At 73.3% G+C, this 16,912-nt stretch carries 16 protein-coding genes; 15 read left to right on the top strand and 1 reads right to left on the bottom strand.

Annotation, left to right across the window (positions count from 1 at the left end):
* The first annotated feature begins 92 nt into the window (after positions 1-92).
* Genes ABD944_RS18745 through ABD944_RS18720 form a run of 6 tightly spaced genes read left to right on the top strand, consistent with a single transcriptional unit; the run spans position 93 to position 6,492 of the window.
* The gene (locus ABD944_RS18745; protein ID WP_345178174.1) at positions 93-857 is read left to right on the top strand and encodes a creatininase family protein; all 765 of its coding nucleotides are present in this window, start codon (positions 93-95) and stop codon (positions 855-857) included.
* A gap of 8 nt (positions 858-865) precedes the next feature.
* Positions 866-2,428: a carbamoyltransferase C-terminal domain-containing protein gene (locus ABD944_RS18740; protein ID WP_345178173.1), complete on the top strand. Its 1,563-nt coding sequence runs from the start codon at positions 866-868 to the stop codon at positions 2,426-2,428.
* Positions 2,418-3,398, top strand: a complete 981-nt coding sequence (locus ABD944_RS18735) for a glycosyltransferase family 2 protein (RefSeq protein WP_345178171.1) — start codon at positions 2,418-2,420, stop codon at positions 3,396-3,398. The genes ABD944_RS18740 and ABD944_RS18735 overlap by 11 nt, the downstream gene beginning before the upstream one ends.
* Complete coding sequence (locus ABD944_RS18730; protein ID WP_345178170.1) at positions 3,395-4,618, top strand: arylsulfotransferase family protein; 1,224 nt, start codon at positions 3,395-3,397, stop codon at positions 4,616-4,618. Before ABD944_RS18735 ends, ABD944_RS18730 begins: the two co-directional genes overlap by 4 nt.
* 14 nt (positions 4,619-4,632) lie before the next feature.
* Positions 4,633-5,799 carry a glycosyltransferase family 4 protein gene (locus tag ABD944_RS18725; RefSeq protein WP_345178168.1) on the top strand — a complete coding sequence of 389 codons (1,167 nt, stop codon included), beginning with the start codon at positions 4,633-4,635 and terminating at the stop codon, positions 5,797-5,799.
* Positions 5,800-5,820: 21 nt separating this feature from the next.
* Positions 5,821-6,492 carry a shikimate kinase gene (locus tag ABD944_RS18720; RefSeq protein WP_345178167.1) on the top strand — a complete coding sequence of 224 codons (672 nt, stop codon included), beginning with the start codon at positions 5,821-5,823 and terminating at the stop codon, positions 6,490-6,492.
* Positions 6,493-6,571: 79 nt separating this feature from the next.
* Here ABD944_RS18720 and ABD944_RS18715 read toward each other — a convergent pair whose 3' ends face one another.
* Positions 6,572-7,411, bottom strand: coding sequence for an HAD family hydrolase (locus ABD944_RS18715; RefSeq protein WP_345178165.1), 840 nt, complete (start codon positions 7,409-7,411; stop codon positions 6,572-6,574).
* Between the two features lie 77 nt (positions 7,412-7,488).
* Between ABD944_RS18715 and ABD944_RS18710 the strand changes: the two genes are divergently transcribed.
* The 9 genes from ABD944_RS18710 (at position 7,489) to ppk2 (ending at position 16,891) form a co-directional block, all read left to right on the top strand.
* Positions 7,489-8,571 (top strand): hypothetical protein, encoded by a 1,083-nt coding sequence (locus ABD944_RS18710; protein WP_345178163.1) that lies wholly within the window; start codon positions 7,489-7,491, stop codon positions 8,569-8,571.
* 11 nt (positions 8,572-8,582) lie between these two features.
* Positions 8,583-9,251, top strand: coding sequence for an AAA family ATPase (locus tag ABD944_RS18705; protein ID WP_345178162.1), 669 nt, complete (start codon positions 8,583-8,585; stop codon positions 9,249-9,251).
* A 12-nt stretch (positions 9,252-9,263) separates the two neighbouring features.
* The gene (locus tag ABD944_RS18700) at positions 9,264-10,226 is read left to right on the top strand and encodes an NAD-dependent epimerase/dehydratase family protein (RefSeq protein WP_345178160.1); all 963 of its coding nucleotides are present in this window, start codon (positions 9,264-9,266) and stop codon (positions 10,224-10,226) included.
* Between the two features lie 484 nt (positions 10,227-10,710).
* Positions 10,711-11,913, top strand: a complete 1,203-nt coding sequence (locus tag ABD944_RS18695; protein WP_345178159.1) for a DMT family transporter — start codon at positions 10,711-10,713, stop codon at positions 11,911-11,913.
* Positions 11,914-12,130: 217 nt separating this feature from the next.
* Positions 12,131-13,471, top strand: coding sequence for an MFS transporter (locus ABD944_RS18690; protein WP_345178156.1), 1,341 nt, complete (start codon positions 12,131-12,133; stop codon positions 13,469-13,471).
* Between the two features lie 79 nt (positions 13,472-13,550).
* Positions 13,551-14,681, top strand: a complete 1,131-nt coding sequence (locus ABD944_RS18685) for an ABC transporter permease (protein WP_345178154.1) — start codon at positions 13,551-13,553, stop codon at positions 14,679-14,681.
* Positions 14,678-15,406, top strand: coding sequence for an ABC transporter ATP-binding protein (locus tag ABD944_RS18680; RefSeq protein ID WP_345178153.1), 729 nt, complete (start codon positions 14,678-14,680; stop codon positions 15,404-15,406). The genes ABD944_RS18685 and ABD944_RS18680 overlap by 4 nt, the downstream gene beginning before the upstream one ends.
* 47 nt (positions 15,407-15,453) lie before the next feature.
* A complete protein-coding gene (locus ABD944_RS18675) occupies positions 15,454-16,038 on the top strand; it encodes a TetR/AcrR family transcriptional regulator (protein ID WP_345178150.1) in 585 nt (194 codons plus the stop codon).
* Between the two features lie 52 nt (positions 16,039-16,090).
* A complete protein-coding gene (gene ppk2, locus ABD944_RS18670; protein WP_345178149.1) occupies positions 16,091-16,891 on the top strand; it encodes a polyphosphate kinase 2 in 801 nt (266 codons plus the stop codon).
* Positions 16,892-16,912: the final 21 nt, after the last annotated feature.

Here is a 16,912-nt window from a genome sequence, read left to right as displayed (position 1 = left end):
CGCGTGGTCGCCGACCGGACCCGCGGCGGCGGCGCGCCCGGCGCGCTCACGCACGCGGCGCCGGCCGGGCCCTCCACAGAGGAGACGCACTGATGCGCATAGCGGACATGACCTGGCAGGAGTACGACGACCAGATCGGACGGCGGATCGTCGTCCTGCCGATCGGTTCGATCGACGGCCACGGCCCCCACCTGCCGCTCTCCGCCGACACGATCATCTCCGACCACCTCGCCCGGCAGCTGGAGGAGCGGCTCGGCGTCCTGGTCCTGCCGCCCGTGACCTACGGCCTGGCCACCGATCCCGCGGCCAGCGGCGGCCGGTTCCCCGGCGTGACCAACGTGCGGGCCGCGACCTTCACCGCTCTGGTGCTGGACATCCTGCGCGCCTCCTACCGGCACGGCGCCCGCAGGTTCGTGCTGCTCGACTCGCACAAGGTCAACCTGGGCGCGCTCAGGGAGGCGGCCGAGCTGTTCGCCGACACCGCGCCGCAGGCCCGGATCATGGCCGTCACCTGGTGGGACGTGGTGACCGAGGAGAGCCGCAACGCCATCGCGGCCGAGACAGGCGTCGCCCGCCACGACGACCACCACGCGGCCATGGTGGAGACGAGCCTGGTGATGCACGCGGCGCCGCACCTGGTCCGCGAGGAGCTGCTGGCCGACGACGAGATCCCGCGCCGGGCGCGCTACTTCGTCCTCCCCGTGCCGCAGGATCTGCGGACCAAGACCGGCGTGGTCTACCGGGCGGCGGCGGCGAGCCCCGCCATCGGCGCACGGCTGATGACCGAGATCGTCACCAACCTTGTCGCCGCGGTCACCCGCGAGCTCGGCGAATCCCCGCAGGAGGTCCACCCGTAATGCTGATCATGGCGATCAAACCGGGCCATGACGGATCCATCGCCGTAGTCGAGGACGGCCGGCTGCTGTGGTGCCTGGAGTCGGAGAAGGACACGTTCCCCCGGTACGCGCCGCTGACCCCCACGACGCTGCTGGAGGCCGCGCAGCGGCTGGACCGCATGCCGGACGTGGTGGCGCTCGGCGGCTGGGCCAAACCGCGCACGGGCGGAGTGATCGGCGCCGGCTACTCGGGCGTCTCGGCGGTGCGGCGCAGCCGGATCCGCTTCTTCGGCTCCGAGGTCGAGTACTTCACCTCGTCCCATGAGCGCTCGCACCTCATGACCGCCGTCGGCATGGCGCCGCCGGGGGACGAGGAGCTGAGCACCGTCCTGGTGTGGGAAGGCGTCATCGGTTCGTTCTACCTGGTCGACCGGGACTGGCAGGTCGTGCGCACCGTGCCGGTGCTGCCCCACCCGGGCGACCGCTACGCGTTCCTCTTCTCGCTGGCCGACCCGACGTTCCCCGACCACGGGCAGACGCCCCGCACGGACGGCAGCGGCAAGCTGATGGCGCTGGCGGCGTACGCCGACGCGAAGGACGCCGACGCCGACATCGAGTCCGCCGTCGACCGCATCCTGGCCGCACCGGCCGTCAACCCGGCGCCGAAGGCCGACTTCGCCGACACCGTGCTCTACAACGCCGGCGTCCAGTCGAAGGCCGCCAAGACGGCCGCGGCCCTGCTGACCAAGCGGATCTTCGACATGTTCGCCGAGGTCGCGGTCCGCGAGCTGCCGGCCGGCACGCCGTTGCGGATCTCGGGCGGCTGCGGGCTCAACTGCGACTGGAACGCGGCGTGGCGCGATCTCGGGCATTTCAGCTCGGTGTTCGTTCCGCCGTGCACCAGCGACTCCGGGTCGGCGATCGGGACCGCGATCGACGCGCTGGCCCACCGCGGCCGCACCACGCCGATCGACTGGTCGGTGTACGCCGGGCTCGACTTCGTCGACGACACCCGCCCCGATCCGGGACGGTGGCACGAGGGGCCCCTCGACGACCGCGCCCTCGCGGCGGCGCTCGCGTCGGGCCGGATCGTCGCCTGGGTGCAGGGACGCTGGGAGGTCGGTCCGCGCGCGCTGGGCAACCGGTCGCTGCTGGCCGAGCCCTACTCGGCGGCGACCCGGGACCGGCTCAACCAGATCAAGCAGCGGGAGCCGTACCGGCCGATCGCGCCGTGCTGCCGTGAGGAGGACCTCGCGGACGCCTTCGTCGAGGACTTCCCCGACCCGTACATGCTGTACTTCCGGCGCGTCCGGTCGCCGCGGCTGGCGGCGGTGACCCACGTCGACGGCTCGGCCCGCGCCCAGAGCGTCACCGCGGCGGGCAACCCGCCGCTGCACGGCCTGCTGAGCGCGTTCGCCGACCGCACCGGGCTGGGCGTGCTGTGCAACACCTCGCTCAACCACCTGCGGCGAGGGTTCATCAACCGGATGTCGGACCTCGCCGCCTACTGCGAGGACCGCGGCATCGACGACATGGTCGTCGGCGACCGCTGGTACACGAGGACGGCCACGGGAGGCGGACATGCCGGCTGACCCGCGCACACCCCGCTCCCAGCCGCTGGTCAGCGTCATCATCCCCACCCTGAACCGGGCCGCCGCACTGGACGCGGCGCTGGACAGCGTCATGACGGCCGCCCGGAGGCTCTCCGACGACCGGGACGCGGTCGAGGCGATCGTCGTCAACGACGGCGGCCGGTCCGTCGGCGACCTCGTCGACGCCTGGAAGCCGCGGCTGCGCGTCACGCTGATCGAGCTCGACCGGTGCTCGGGCGGGGCGTCCGTGCCGCGCAACGTCGCCATCGACGCCGCCCAGGGCGAGTACATCGCGTTCCTCGACGACGACGACGTCTTCCTGCCCTCGCACCTGGCCGCCGGCTGCGAACCGCTGCGGCGCGGCGAGGCGGACTTCGTCTACTCGGGCGCCGTCGTGTCCGAGCGGCGGCTGGACGCCCTCCCGGACGACCTCGGCGGGTACCGGCTCAAGGCCTACCCCTACGACCCCCGGTTCCTGATGGTGGCGAACTACCTGCACACCGGCTCGGTCATCGTGCGCAACTTCCGGCGCACCGACGTCCGGTTCGATCCGCGGCTGGACGTCTGCGAGGACTGGGACCTGTGGATCGCGCTGACCGCGGAGCTGGACTACCGCGTCGCGTTCGTCGACGAGATCACCTCCGTGTACCACCAGATCCCCGACACCAGCGGGGTGGTGTCCGGAGCCCAGCTGATCTCGCCGTCGAAGTTCGCCCTGGCCCGCGACTACATCAACGCCAAGTGGCCGGTGGCGGACCCGGTCGTGGAGGGGTACCGCGCCTGGCTGGTGGCGCTGGAGCGGTACCGCGACGACCTCATCGCGCGCCGCAGGCGCATGCCGAACCTGCTGTTCGACGAGATCCTCGGCTACCTGCACGAGCGGATCACCCGGGGGCTGCCGCCCGACGACGCCCACATCGCCCGGTTCTTCACCGCGGCCGCGCCGGTGGGGCCGGAGGCGATCGCGTGAGCCCGCGGTCCGACGAGCCGCGCGGCCTGCTGTTCTCGCCGGCGTCGAGCTATCCCGTCCCGACGGCGTACGTCGTCGACCGCGACGGGACGATCCTGCACACCTGGAGCCACACCCACGGCCAGCCCCGCCCGGAGGACGACCCGCCCAGCTACCTGCGCGGCTGGAACCACGTCGAGATGGACGAGGCGGGCCGCCTCTTCGCGATCGTGCCGCTGCACGCGCTGCTGAAGCTCACCCGCGACTCGCGGCTGGAATGGGCGTGCGACGTGGCCGCGCACCACGATCTCGCGATCAACGCCGACGGCACCGTCCTCGTGCTCGGCGAGGCCCCCCGCCGGGTGGACGACGGCCGGACCGGCCACGTCGTGCTCGACAACCTGATCACGACGATCTCCGCCGACGGCGCCGTCACGAGGGAGGCGTCGCTGTACGACCTCCTGCGGACGGACCCCGGCCTGCGGCGGCTGATCGACACGGAGATCCGGCGGCGCGCCGCCGCGTTCCGGAGGCGCGGGTGGCCCGTCCCCGACGACGGCGTCCCGGACGCGGTGGCCGCCGAGACCCGCGCGATCCTGCGGACGGGAGGCCACGCGGGAGAGCGGCGCCGCGCCCTGCGGCTCCTGCGCGCCCTGCCCGGGTCCCCGTGCGACGTCCTGCACACCAACACCCTCGAAGTGCTGCCACCCCATCCGGCCGGCCTCTGGTCGCAGGGCGACCTGCTGGTCTGCATGCGGGAACTCGACGCCATAGCGGTGATCAGCCTCGCCGACGAGCGGGTGGTCTGGTGGTGGGGGCCCGGCGAACTGTCGAGGCCGCACCAGCCCACCCTGCTCCCGGACGGCCGGATCCTCGTCTTCGACAACGGCGTGGAGAGACGGCGCTCGCGCCTGGTCGCGGTGGACCCGGCCACCGGCGGCATCGAGTGGAGCTGGACGGCCTCCCCGCCGGAGTCGTTCTTCTGCCCGCTCGCCGGCGGCGCCGAGCCGCTGCCGGGCGGCGGCGTCCTGGTCACGAACTCCACCGCCGGCGCCGCCTTCGAGGTGACGGACGACGGACGGGTCGGCTGGGAGATGTCCCTGCCCGTCGAGGTGTACGGGGCCGAGCGCGGCCGGGTGTCCATCTACCGGATGTCGGCCGTGCCCGCCGGCGTCCTCTCCCGCGACGCGGCCGGACGCGCGCCGGCGGCGGCCGGGACGGGTGAGCGGGGGACTTCGTGAAGACCTTGATGATCATGAGGAGCCAGAGCGGGGTCCCCGGCCGGTCCGGCGTGCCCGGCGGTCAGATCGGCATGATCCAGATCGCCCGGGCGCTGCCGTCCCTCGGAACCGAGGTGAGCCTGTTCGTCGGCGGGCCGCGGATGGCCTACTTCGCGGGCCTCGACGACCTCGATCCGCACTACCTGCGCTGGCCGACCTGGCTCGACACCGCCATCGCGGCCGCTCCGGGAGGGGTGCGCGCGATCGGCCGCCGCCTGCGGCGGCGCCGGTGGCTGGCCGCGGTCACGGCGCTGCCGGAGTTCGCCGGCGCGGACGTGATCCACGTCCAGGGCCTCGAAGACGCCGAGGCGCTGCTCGACCGGGCCGACGGCCCGATCGTCGTCACCCACTGGGGACGGGTCGGCCGGTGGCTGCCCACCGGAACCGACGCGCGCGCGGACGAGCTGCTGGCCCGGCGCATCAGCCGGATCCGCGCCGGAGCCAGGATCGTGGCCATCGGCCAGGCGCAGGCCCGGGCGCTGACGGACGCGGGCCTGCCGCCTTCCGCCGTCATCCCGCCGGGCATCGATCTGGAGCACTTCGCCAAGGGCGACCGCGACCGCGCACGCGCCGAGCTGGGCCTGCCCGCCGACGCCAAGATCGTGCTCTATGTGGGCCGCCTCGCCGCCGACAAGAACGTCGAGACCGTGCTGTCGGCGTTCGCGGGCATCAGCGGGAAGGTCGAGAACGGCAGGCTGCTCGTCGTCGGCGACGGCCCCTTCCGGCAGGACCTGCAACGCGCCGCCACGGAGCTCGGCATCGACGCGTCGGTGTCGTTCCACTCCTTCGTCCCCCACCAGCAGCTGCCCGCGTACTACCAGGCCGCCGACGTCACCGTCGTGCCGTCGAACCTGCTGGAGACGTTCTGCATGGTCGCCCTGGAGGCCATCGCCTGCGGCTGCCCTCTGGTCGTCACCGACCAGGTGCCGGAGATCCTGAACGACTTCCCCGACGTCCCCTCCGTGTCCCCGTACGACGTCGCGGGCTTCCAGGAGCACATGGCCGCGGCTCTGCACGGTGAGCTGCGCCCGGCCGCCGACGCGCGCGTCGGCGAGTACGCCTGGAGCCGGATAGCCCGTCAGTACGCTGACCTCTACCAGACCGCCGACCGCCGCAGCAGCGGTGAGACCTCAAGCCGATAGGCACTCGCGAGGAGCCGACGAATGCACTCTGCCCTGAACGAAGGGACGCACCCCGACGTCGCGCGGGAGCGGTTGCGGCACGTCTACTGGATCGGCGGCGGCAGCGGGGCGGGCAAGTCCACCATCGCCCGGCGCATCGCGGACCGGTACGGGATGCACCTGTACGACACCGACGCGGTGATGCCCGACCACGCCCGGCGCATGCCCGCGGAGGAGGCCCCCTACCTGCGCGAGTTCGCGGCCATGGACATGGACCAGCGGTGGGTGGCCAGGAGCCCGCGCGAGATGCTCGACACCTTCCACTGGTACCGGGGCGAGGGGTTCGGCCTGATCGTCGACGACCTTCTCGCCCTTCCCGCCGACCGCCCGGTGCTGGCCGAGGGCTTCCGGCTGCTGCCCGACCTCGTCCGGCCCCTGCTCACCGAGATGAGCCACGCCGTGTGGCTGCTTCCCACCCCCGCGTTCCGCGAGGCGGTGTTCGACGGCCGCGGCGGCCCGGCGTGGGGGTTCGTCGCCAAGACGGGCGATCCGCGGCACGCCCTGCGGAACCTGCTCCAGCGCGACGCCATGTTCACCGACCGGCTCGCCGAGCAGACCCGGGACCTGGACCTGACGGGCCTCAGGGTCGACCCCGAGGTCACCGAGGACGACCTCGTCCGGCGAGTCTCCGCGGCGTTCGGCCTTGAGCAGTAGGCGGTCGCGACGTGGCCGCCCCGGGCGCGGCCCCGGCGGCCGCGACCGCCGGGAACGGCCTCCGGCGCCCCCGCGCCGGTCAGGCGTGCCCGTCCAGCAGGCGTTCCAGGTAGACGCCGACCCCGTCCTGGACGTTGGCGAGCGTCACGTCCGTGGCCGCGGCCAGGACCTCCGCGTGCGCGTTGGCCACGGCGACCGACCGCCCGGCCCACCGCATCATCGGAACGTCGTTGGGCATGTCGCCGAACACCAGGACGTCTTCCGCCGGAACCGCCAGCTCACCGGCGACGGCGGCGAGGGCGCTGCCCTTCGTCACCCCCCGCCGGCTCATCTCGACCAGGCCGAGGTATCCCTGCCGGGTCACCTCGACCAGATCACCGACGGTCGCGGCCACCAGCGCCACGAACGACTCCGGCTCGCGCCCGGGAGCGCGCGCCTGCAGCTTCACCACCGGCCCGCCGGTCAGGTCGGGCGGCACGGCCGGCGCGGGGGCGGCCGCGGCCCCGCGTCTCCGGGGCCAGCCGGGCTCGTGCAGAACCCGGCCGCCGCACTCCACGTGCGCGGCGAAGACCACCTCGGGCACCCGCTCGCGGAGCAGCGCGCACACCCGCCGGACGTGCGCGGGAGCCATCGGCCGGCAGGCGAGCACCCGCTCCGCCGCCGGGTCGTACACCACGCCGCCGTTGGCGCAGACCGCCAGGTACCGCGCGCCGAGCTGGGAGTAGACCTCCGCGAGCCGGTGCTGCGACCGCCCGGTCACCAGCACCACCCGGGCGCCGGCGCCCGCCGCCCGGCGCAGTGCGGCGGCGTTGCGGGCGCTGACGGCGCCGCCCTCCCCCAGCAGCGTGCCGTCGAGGTCGGTCGCGATCAGTCTCGGACGCGCGGCCGGGCGGACCGGAGGCGGGGGCGAAGGCGTCACGCCGCGACGATAGCCCCGGCCGCGGCGCGCGTGACGGCCCGGCGCGCGACGAGCGCAGGCGACCCCCGGAGAGCATCGTGACCGAGACGTTCGACCGCCCCCGGGAGCTCACCGGCGACGCGTCCCTGAACCACGTGGTCCTCGGGCCCGCCGGGTCGATCGGCGTCGAAGGACGGCTCGCGCAGGACGCGTGCTCCCGGGACGCTCTGCACGCCCTGGCCGCCGACCTCGGCCTGCCGGGCCTGCGGAGGGACCGCCTGGCCGACGATCTCGCCCGCGCCGCGGCGTCGTCCGACGCGGAGGCGGCGCGCTCGGCCGCCGCCGTCCTGCACGCCTTCGGGATGCGCCTCGGTGCGCTGGTCGCGACACTGCGCGATCCCGCCACCCCCGAACGCCAGGGGAGCACGCCGCACCGCCGGGCCTTCCTCGCCCGGTGGACGGCCGTCGAGCGCGTGTGGTTCGGGGGCGGTCTGCTGGCGGGCGGGTGCGGACCGCTCGTCCTGGAGGGGGCGCGGGCGACGGCCGGTCTCGCACCGCACCCGTGCCCCGTGGCCGTGTCGCCCCGGCCGGAGCTCGCCCCGCTCATCGGCGCGGCCCGGCACGTGCCCGCGGGCTCCGGCGCCGAGGCCGCGGTGGTGGCCGACCTCGGGCACACCCGCATCAGGACCGCGGTCGCCGAGCGGCACGACGGCACCCTGCGGCGCCTGCGCCACCTGCGCGCCGGGCCCGTGCCCCGGCGGCCCGGCGCCGACGCCGTCGAGGCGGCGGTGGCCGCCGCGCTGGCCGCGGCGGTCCGGGACGCCGCGGGCCCGGCGTCGAAGCGGGTCCGCGTCGTCGTCAGCGTCGCCTCGTTCGTGCGGGACGGGCTGCCCGCCGACGACGGGCAGGGGATCTACGGGTGCCTCGCGGCGCGTGCTCCCGCGCTCCTGCGCGCGGTGCGCGACGCGGCCGGCGTCAGCGCCGACCTGCGGTTCCTGCACGACGGGACCGCCGCGGCCTCGGCCGGGGGCGGCCCCGGCGACGCCGCGATCACGGCGGGAACGTGGCTGGGCGTGGGCTTCGCGCCCTCGGGAGGGCCGCCGCCCCTCGCCGTGCCGCGGCGCGGGCTGCCCGTCGCCTGGGCGGACGAGGCCGGCCCGCCGCCGGGCGCGCTCGGCTGAGGACCGAAGGAATGGCCGACGAAGTGGGACACGGTGACCGCCGCGCCGCCACGGACGGGGATCCGGCAGGAGCCCCGGCCGGGACGTCCGCCGCGCCGGCCGGCGGCGCGCACCGTCCGACCCTCGTCATCGTGAGCGGGCCTCCCGGCTCGGGCAAGACGACCATGGCGGGCCTGCTCGCCCGGGCGCTGCCGTGCCCCCTCGTGTCGCGCGACGCCATCAACGAGGGCATCTTCCACACCTTCGGTCACGACCTCGGCGTCGCCGCCAAGGACTCCGTCGCGCGCATGGCCTTCGACGCCTTCTTCCAGACGGTCGATCTGCTGCTGTCCGCGAAGGTGTCGGTCGTGGCCGAGGCGGCGTTCCAGCACCGGAGATGGCGCCTGGGGCTGGACTCGCTCAAGACCGAAGCGGACATCAGGCTCGTGCACTGCGTCATCGATCCCGGGCTGGCGCGCCGGCGCGTGGCCGCGCGGCTCCGCGAGCAGCCCGACGGCCCCGGGGCGCGGCGTGCGGCGCTGGCCCGGCGAGGGAGGACGGGCGGCGGGGCCGCGAGCGGATTCGAGGAGGTGTCGCTCGCGGTCCCCTCGCTCCGCGTCGCCACCGCGAGGGGCTACGACCCGGACATCGACGTGATCATCGACTTCATCCGTGCACAGCGTGGATCCGGCACTCAGTAGAGGGTGGCATAGGTGAACTCATTATCGTCCGTCGCAGTAATCGGAGGAAGCGGCTTCATCGGCTCACATCTGTGTGAACTGCTGTTGGACATGGAGTGCCGGGTGTACTGCGTGGACAACTTCGCCACGAGTGGACCCCACAACGTGGCACATCTCGCGGACCGGCCCGGCTTCGCACTCATCGAACACGACATCAACGAGCCCCTCGACCTGACGGGCGCGATCGGGACCGTGGTGCATCTCGCCTCGCTGCCCAGCCCGGTCGACTATCTGGCGCGCCCGGTGGAGACCCTCCGTGTCGGTTCTCTTGGAACTCTCAACACTCTGGACTTCGCCCGGGCGAAAGGCGCCCGATATGTGTACGCGTCGAGCAGCGAGGTCTACGGAGACCCGTCCGTACATCCGCAGACCGAGTCCTACCACGGCAATGTGAACCCCATGGGGCCGCGCTCCTGCTATGACGAGGGAAAACGGTTCGGAGAGGCCGCCTGCGAGGCGTACCGGACCGTTTATGACGTCGACACCACGGTCCTGCGCATCTTCAACACCTACGGCCGCCGCATGCGGGCGGAGGACGGCCGGCTCGTGCCCACCTTCATCCGTCAGGCGCTGGCCGGCCGGCCCCTCACCGTGCACGGCACCGGGCGGCAGACGCGCTCCCTGTGCCATGTGGACGACACCGCGCAGGCGCTGGTCAAAGCCGCTCTGACCGGGCATCCGGGGCCGATGAACGTCGGGAATCCCGACGAGCTGACGGTCGTCGCCATCGCCGAGCTCATCCGGGAGCTGTGCGACTCGCCGTCGCCGATCCACCATGTCGGCGCCCGCGACGAGGACCCCACCAGGCGGCGCCCCGACATCGCCCTGGCCCGCCGGGCACTCGACTGGGAACCGCGAGTGAGCCTGAGAACCGGCCTGACCGACACCATCGCCTGGTTCGCCAGCCATTCGTCACTGGCCGCAGTGAACCCCTGACGCTCCATTACCCGATGCGGGCGCGGCTCGCCGTGCCCGCATCACTCCCCCACGTCATTCATCCGGGAGAGGCCCGCGACCGAATCCGGTCACGGGGGCCGGGTTGCGCATCTGCGCTTTCCCCGGAGGCGCCCATTCCCGCGCAACTCGAAGGATATTTTCCTACTCATCAGTTGAACTGGGAAAACGACGGCCCGGCCCTGCCTCACAAAGGGTTTCTCAACCACAGAGCCGGGTCGCCGCCTCCCATGCGCCCCTGCCGACGGGTGAAGAGGCCGCCGCGTGAATCGAGGGGCTTGCACGCCGACCAGAATACCAGCCGACACGGTCGGCCTCTTGTGTTACGTTCGGCCTTACGCAACTCAACAAAATAGGACCGATCCCGGTCTTCGAGTTGCGCCCGTCAATCGGGTGCAGCGAGGAGGACCGGGATTGAAGACCCCGGACCTCCTCGTGAGCACCGCTCACAAAGGAGGGGGTCCCCTTGAGGAACCTCGAAAACCGCGAACGCGGTCGCGCGCTCGCGCTCGTCCTCACCATCTGCGGCTTCGTGCCGCGGCGGGTGAGGCTCGCCCGCGAGTGGCTGACCAACGAGGTGACCGGACCCGCCAAGAGGCGGCGCCCGGCCATCGCGTGGACGGTCGCCGTGGTGGCGATGGTCGTCGGAACGGGCAACAACGTCCTGCTCCTGAAGTCGGGAGCGACGGGCATGCCCGCCTTCGTGACCGCCTTCCTGACCGACGTCGCGGCGTGCACCGCCCTCTGGCTCGTCGTCCGCCCCAAGTGGCGGCAGGTCGACCGGCGGGTGAAGCGCTCGGCGCTCATCTTCGGATGCACCTCACCGGTCAGCATCTGGAGCGGGCAGGAAGCGCTGCACCACATGCCCTACGCGATGGTCGCGGTGCTGGCCCTCATGGTGGGGCCGATGGTCGCGGCCCTGGTGTCGGGGCGCAAGAACTGGCAGATAGTCGGGTGGGTGCTCGTCTCGGGCACCGGCGCCACGCTCCTGTACGGCATGGCGGCCTGGCAGCTCTCGCCCATCGGGATCCTGAGCGTCGTCCTCAACGGGATGATGTACTGGGCCATGGCGCGGATCTTCACCGGTCTGGGCCGCCTGGAGGAGGAGTTCGCCAACGAGGCCGAGCAGGCGGTCAACGCCGCCAAGCAGGCCGCGCTGGCGGCGACCACTCCCCGGGAGGCCGAGCTGGCGGCCATCGCCGTCAAGGAGGCCGAGCTGAAGGCCGGCACCCGCAAGGAGGCCGTGCTGACGGCCAGTGCCCTGAAGGGGCTGGTCTCGGTTCCGGTGCTGTTCGTGCTCTTCCTGAGCGCGCACGGCCCGACGGTCGTGAGCCAGCACAGCGCGTGGGCCACGATCGGCGCCCTGGGCGTCGGCACGCTGGCCACCATCAGCGCGCTGTGTTCGAGCGCCGCCTGGAAGCGGGGCTTGACCATCTCCGCACACGCTCAGCTGCAGCCGGCCAAGCCGCTGCTGGGCCTCTTCTGGGGGACTCTGGTCGCAGGCCAGAAGCCCCCGAAGTTCACGCAGGACACGATCGCCGGGTACCTCCTGGTCTGCCTGGGAGCACTGGCGGTCGGCCTCATCTTCGTCGAGGAGAAGACGAGGGAGCAGATCAGGAAGGCCCGCGCCAAGAAGGCGCGGGCCCTGGGTGAGCCTGACACCGCCTGACGGCGCAAGCCGCCGGGCATGCAGTAACGGGCACGGTGCCCTAACACCGTGACCGCTCAGTCGAACGGCGGGGGGTGCCCGCCCCCCGCCGTTCTTCTTCGCTCGCCGTTGATCGTAGCGCCTGGATACATCGTTCCAGAGCTGTCCCCGAGGGGAGTACCGCGTGTCGCGGCGCGGCCTCGGGCGGCGCTCCGCGTCATGAGTGAACCTAGAGGCGATGAACCCTGCAGACGAGAACGGCGAGGAGGACGGCGACCGGGACGGAGGCCGGTCGCGGCTGGCGCCGATACTGGCGGCGCCGATGTTCCGCTCGCTGCGCAACCGCAACTTCCGCCTGTTCACGGCCGGTTCGCTGGTGTCCAACACCGGCACCTGGATGCAGCGGGTGGCCCAGGACTGGCTGATCCTCGAACTGAGCCACGGCGACGGGACCGCGCTGGGCATCACCACCGGCCTGCAGTTCCTGCCGATGCTGCTGTTCGGGCTGTGGGGCGGCGTGATCGCCGACCGTTACTCCAAGCGCCGGGTCCTGGCGCTCGCCCAGGTGGCGATGGGCCTGCTCGCGCTGGTCCTCGGAGTGCTGGCCGTCACCGGAAGCGCCCGGCTGTGGCACGTGTACCTGCTGGCACTCGGCCTGGGGATCGCCACCGTCGTGGAGAACCCCGCCCGGCAGACCTTCGTGGTGGAGATCGTCGGCAGGACCGACCTGCCCAACGCCATCGCGCTGGGCGGCGCCTGCTTCAACATCGCCCGCGTCCTCGGCCCGGCGGTGGCGGGCCTGCTGATCGCGGCGATCGGCACCGGCCCGGTCTTCCTGGTCAACGCGGCGTCCTACGTCGCCGTGCTGGCCTCCCTGGCGGCGATGCGGGCCGGCGAGCTGAGCTCGGCCGAACCGGTGCCCCGGGGCAGGGGGCAGCTGCGGGAGGGCCTGGCGTACGTGCGGGCCCGGCGGGACCTGGTCACGGTCCTGCTGCTGCTGGGGCTCGTGGCCACGTTCGGGATGAACTTCGCGGTCACCATCCCGCTGATCGCCAAGGAGGTCTTCCACACCGGGGCGTCCTCCTTCGGGCTGGCCTCCACGATGCTGGCCGCCGGCTCCCTGGCCGGGGCCCTGGTGGCGGCCCGGCGGGTGCGCCCGACCCGCCGGCTGCTGCTCGGCGCGGCGGCGCTGTTCGGGGTGCTGGAGATGGCGGTGTCGCTGATGCCGTGGTACTGGCTGTTCCTGGCGCTGCTCGTCCCCACCGGCGCCGCGGTGCTGACGTTCACCACCACCGCCAACTCCACCATGCAGCTCGACGTCGCCCCGGCCATGCGCGGCCGGGTGATGGCGCTGTACACGCTGGTCTTCCTCGGCACCAACCCCCTCGGCGCGCCCCTCATCGGCCGGCTGTCCGAGCTGGTCGGCCCGCGCCTGGCGATGACGCTCGGCGGCGCGGTGTCCGCCCTCGCCCCCCTGCTGGTGGCGGCCCTGATGCTCCCCAGCCGGGCCCCCGGCCCCGCCGCCACGAGCCCGGCCACCCCCCTCCCCCCACCCGGCCGCGGCAGGTCCCGCCGGTAGCGGGACCCCGGAGCTGGTTCGCGACATTGTGTTGCTATCTTGTCGACATGATGTCGATAAGTGCGCGGGGGTGGGGCTGATGTTCCTCGCGCTTCGTGAGCTGCGGTTCGCCAAGGTCCGGTTCGGGCTGATGGGCGCCGTCGTGGGCCTGATCGCGGTTCTCATGGTCATGCTGTCCGGGCTGTCGGTGGGGCTGGTCAGGGACGGGGTGTCGGGCCTGCAGAACCTGCCGGTCACCTCCTTCGCGTTCGAGCGCGACGTCCAGCACGACTCGGCCTTCTCCCGGAGCGTGGTGGACATGTCCGCCGTGGACGCCTGGCGGAGCCGTCCGGGCGTGCAGCAGGCGGCCCCCTACGGGAACACGCTCGTCAACACCAAGAGCGACCGGGGCGTGGACGTCGACCTCGCGCTGTTCGGAGTGGCGCCGGACTCGTTCCTGTCGCCCGAGGTCGGCGAGGGCTCGCGCCTGAGGGACGCGGACGGCGTCGTCGTCAGCGCCACGGCCCTGGACGCCGGCCTTCGCATCGGCGACACGATCACGGTCGCCCGCCTCGGGACGAGGCTCCGCGTCGTCGGCGCCACCCCGCGGCAGGACACCTTCGGGCATGTCGACGTCGGCTACGTGCCGCTGCGGACCTGGCAGCTGATCAAGGCGGGCGCGGCCCCGGGCGACCCGGTGCCCGCGCACGCCACGCGGGAGATCACCGCCGTGGCGGTGCGCGCGAAGCCCGGAGCGTCGGTCGACCTCGCCGCCGGGGACGCCGCCGCCGGGACCGAGAGCCTCACCCTGGAGGACTCCTACGGCGCCTCGCCCGGCTACTCCGCCGAGACCTCCACCCTCCAGCTCATCCAGGTGTTCCTGTACGCCATCTCCGCCCTGGTCGTCGGAGCGTTCTTCGCCGTCTGGGCGATCCAGCGCAAGCACGAGGTCGCCGTGCTGCGCGCCATGGGGGCGTCGAGAGGCTGGCTGCTGCGCGACGCGCTCACCCAGGCGTTCCTCCTGCTCGTCGCCGCCGTCGCGATCGGCGCCGGGATCGGCGTCGGCCTCGGCTCGCTCATCACCGGCGGCGGGATGCCGTTCGCGCTCAGCGCCCCGAGCGTCACGGCCGCCGCCGCGGGGCTCGTCCTCCTCGGGCTCGCCGGAGCCGGCGCCGCCGTCGCCCGGATCGCGTCCATCGACCCCGCCACCGCGCTTGGAGGCAACCGATGACAGGGAAGACCACGCCGGACGCCGGACCGCGCGAACCCGGCGCGGACGACCGCCCGGGGCTCGTTATGGAGGGCGTCAGCCTCAGGCACGGCGACGGCTTCGAGACCGTCCAGGCGCTCGACGACGTCGACCTCGCGGTGCGCCCCGGCGAGCTGGCCGCCATCGTCGGCCCGTCCGGCGCCGGCAAGTCGAGCCTGCTCGCGGTCGCGGGCGGTCTCGCCCGCCCGGACCGGGGCACCGTCACGGTCGCGGGGCTCGACATCACCGCCGCCGGCGCGAGGGCCAGGGCGAGACTGCGGCGCGAGCACGTCGGGTTCGTCTTCCAGTCGGGCAACCTGGTCCCGGCGCTCACCGCCGTCGACCAGCTCCGGCTGCCGCTGCGGTTCCGTCCGCGCCGCGCCCGCTCCGGCCGCGATCCTCTCGCGCTGCTGGAGGACGTGGGAATGGCGGACCGGGCCGACCGGCACCCCCACCAGCTCTCCGGTGGGGAGCGGCAGCGGGTCGGCATCGCCCGGGCGCTGGTGACCGGGCCGAGCGTGCTGCTCGTGGACGAGCCCACCGCCGCCCTGGACCGGGCGCGCAGCCACGAGATCGTCCGCCTGCTCGCCCGCGAGGCGCGGCAGCGCGGCGTGGCGGCCATCATGGTGACCCACGACCACGATGTCCTCGAACACTGTGACACCGTGTACGAGATGATCGACGGACGCCTGGCCGCGCTCGCCTGACGCCCCGGCCGGGCCGCCCGCCGAGGACGACCGGACCGGAGGGGCCCGTGCCGAAGATCCAGGCGCCGACCGTGGCGGAGCACCGGGCCGCGCAGCGGGCGGCCCTGCTCGACGCCGCCCGCACCCTGCTGTCCGAGGACCCCGAGCGGGCCCCCGGCCTCGCGGACGTCGCCCGCCGGGCCGGGCTCGCCCGCTCCAGCGTGTACGCCTACTTCAGGTCCCGCGACGACCTGCTCGACGCCCTCATCGTCGACACCTTCCCGCGCTGGTCGGCCTACGTCGAGGCGCGGATGGCGAAGGCGAGGACGCCCGGCGACCGGATCCTGGCCTACGTCTACGCCAACCTCCGCCTCGTCGCCCGCGGAGACCACGCGCTGGCCCGCGCCCTCGCGGCCACCGGGCGCACCGACACGCTGGCCAACTCCAGCCGGCTGCTCCACGACGAGCTCCAGACGCCGCTCCGCGCGGCCCTGGCCGACCACGGCGCCTCCGACCCCGACCGCACGGCCGAACTCGTCCAGTCGATCGTCTACGCCCTGACGCGGATGATCGAGGACGGCCTCGCCGAACGCGCGGCCCGCCGCCTCGCCCACGAACTCCTCGCCCCCTACCTGGACCCCGCGGCACCGTAGAAGGGACGCGCGGCGCGGCGGGCAGGGCGTCCCCCTGGGTAGAGATCTCTGCATGAGCAAGGACAAGCGGCTGTCCCGGCGCGTGTACGAGCCGGAGCTCGCCCGCCTCCAGTCGGAACTGGTGAACCTCCAGGAGTGGGTGCGCAGCGAGGGCGCCCGCGTCGTGGTGGTGTTCGAGGGACGGGACGCGGCCGGCAAGGGCAGCACGATCAAGCGGGTCACCGAGTACCTCAATCCCCGCGTCGCACGGATCGCCGCGCTGCCCGTCCCGACCGACCGCGAGCGCACCCAGTGGTACTTCCAGCGCTACGTCGAGCATCTGCCGGCCGCCGGGGAGATCGTCCTGTTCGACCGCTCCTGGTACAACCGGGCGGGCGTCGAGCGCGTCATGGGCTTCTGCTCCAAGCAGGAGTACACGCGCTTCCTCCACCAGTGCCCCATCTTCGAGCGGCTGCTGGTCGAGGACGGGCTCTTGCTGCGCAAGTACTGGTTCTCCGTGAGCGACGCCGAGCAGGAGCGCCGTTTCCGCAGCCGCCTGGCCGACCCGACGCGGCGGTGGAAGCTGTCGCCGATGGACCTGGAGTCCATCACCCGCTGGGAGGACTACTCCCGCGCCAAGGACGAGATGTTCGTGCACACCGACATCCCCGAGGCGCCCTGGTACGTCGTGGAGAGCGACGACAAGCGCCGCGCGCGGATCAACATGATCGCCCACCTGCTGTCGACGATCCCCTACCGCACGGTGGAGCCGCCGCGGCTGGCGCTCCCCGAACGGCCGCCCCCCAGGGGATACGAGCGGCCGCCGCGCGACATGCAGACCTACGTCCCCGACCACTCCGCGTCCCTGAAATGAGACCCGGCGGCGCGGGGGACG

The organism is Actinomadura verrucosospora, from assembly GCF_039540335.1.
In the GTDB taxonomy this organism is placed as follows: domain Bacteria; phylum Actinomycetota; class Actinomycetes; order Streptosporangiales; family Streptosporangiaceae; genus Spirillospora; species Spirillospora verrucosospora.
Note: the sequence above shows the minus strand (reverse complement) of the source record. Positions and strands in the feature narration are given on the sequence as shown.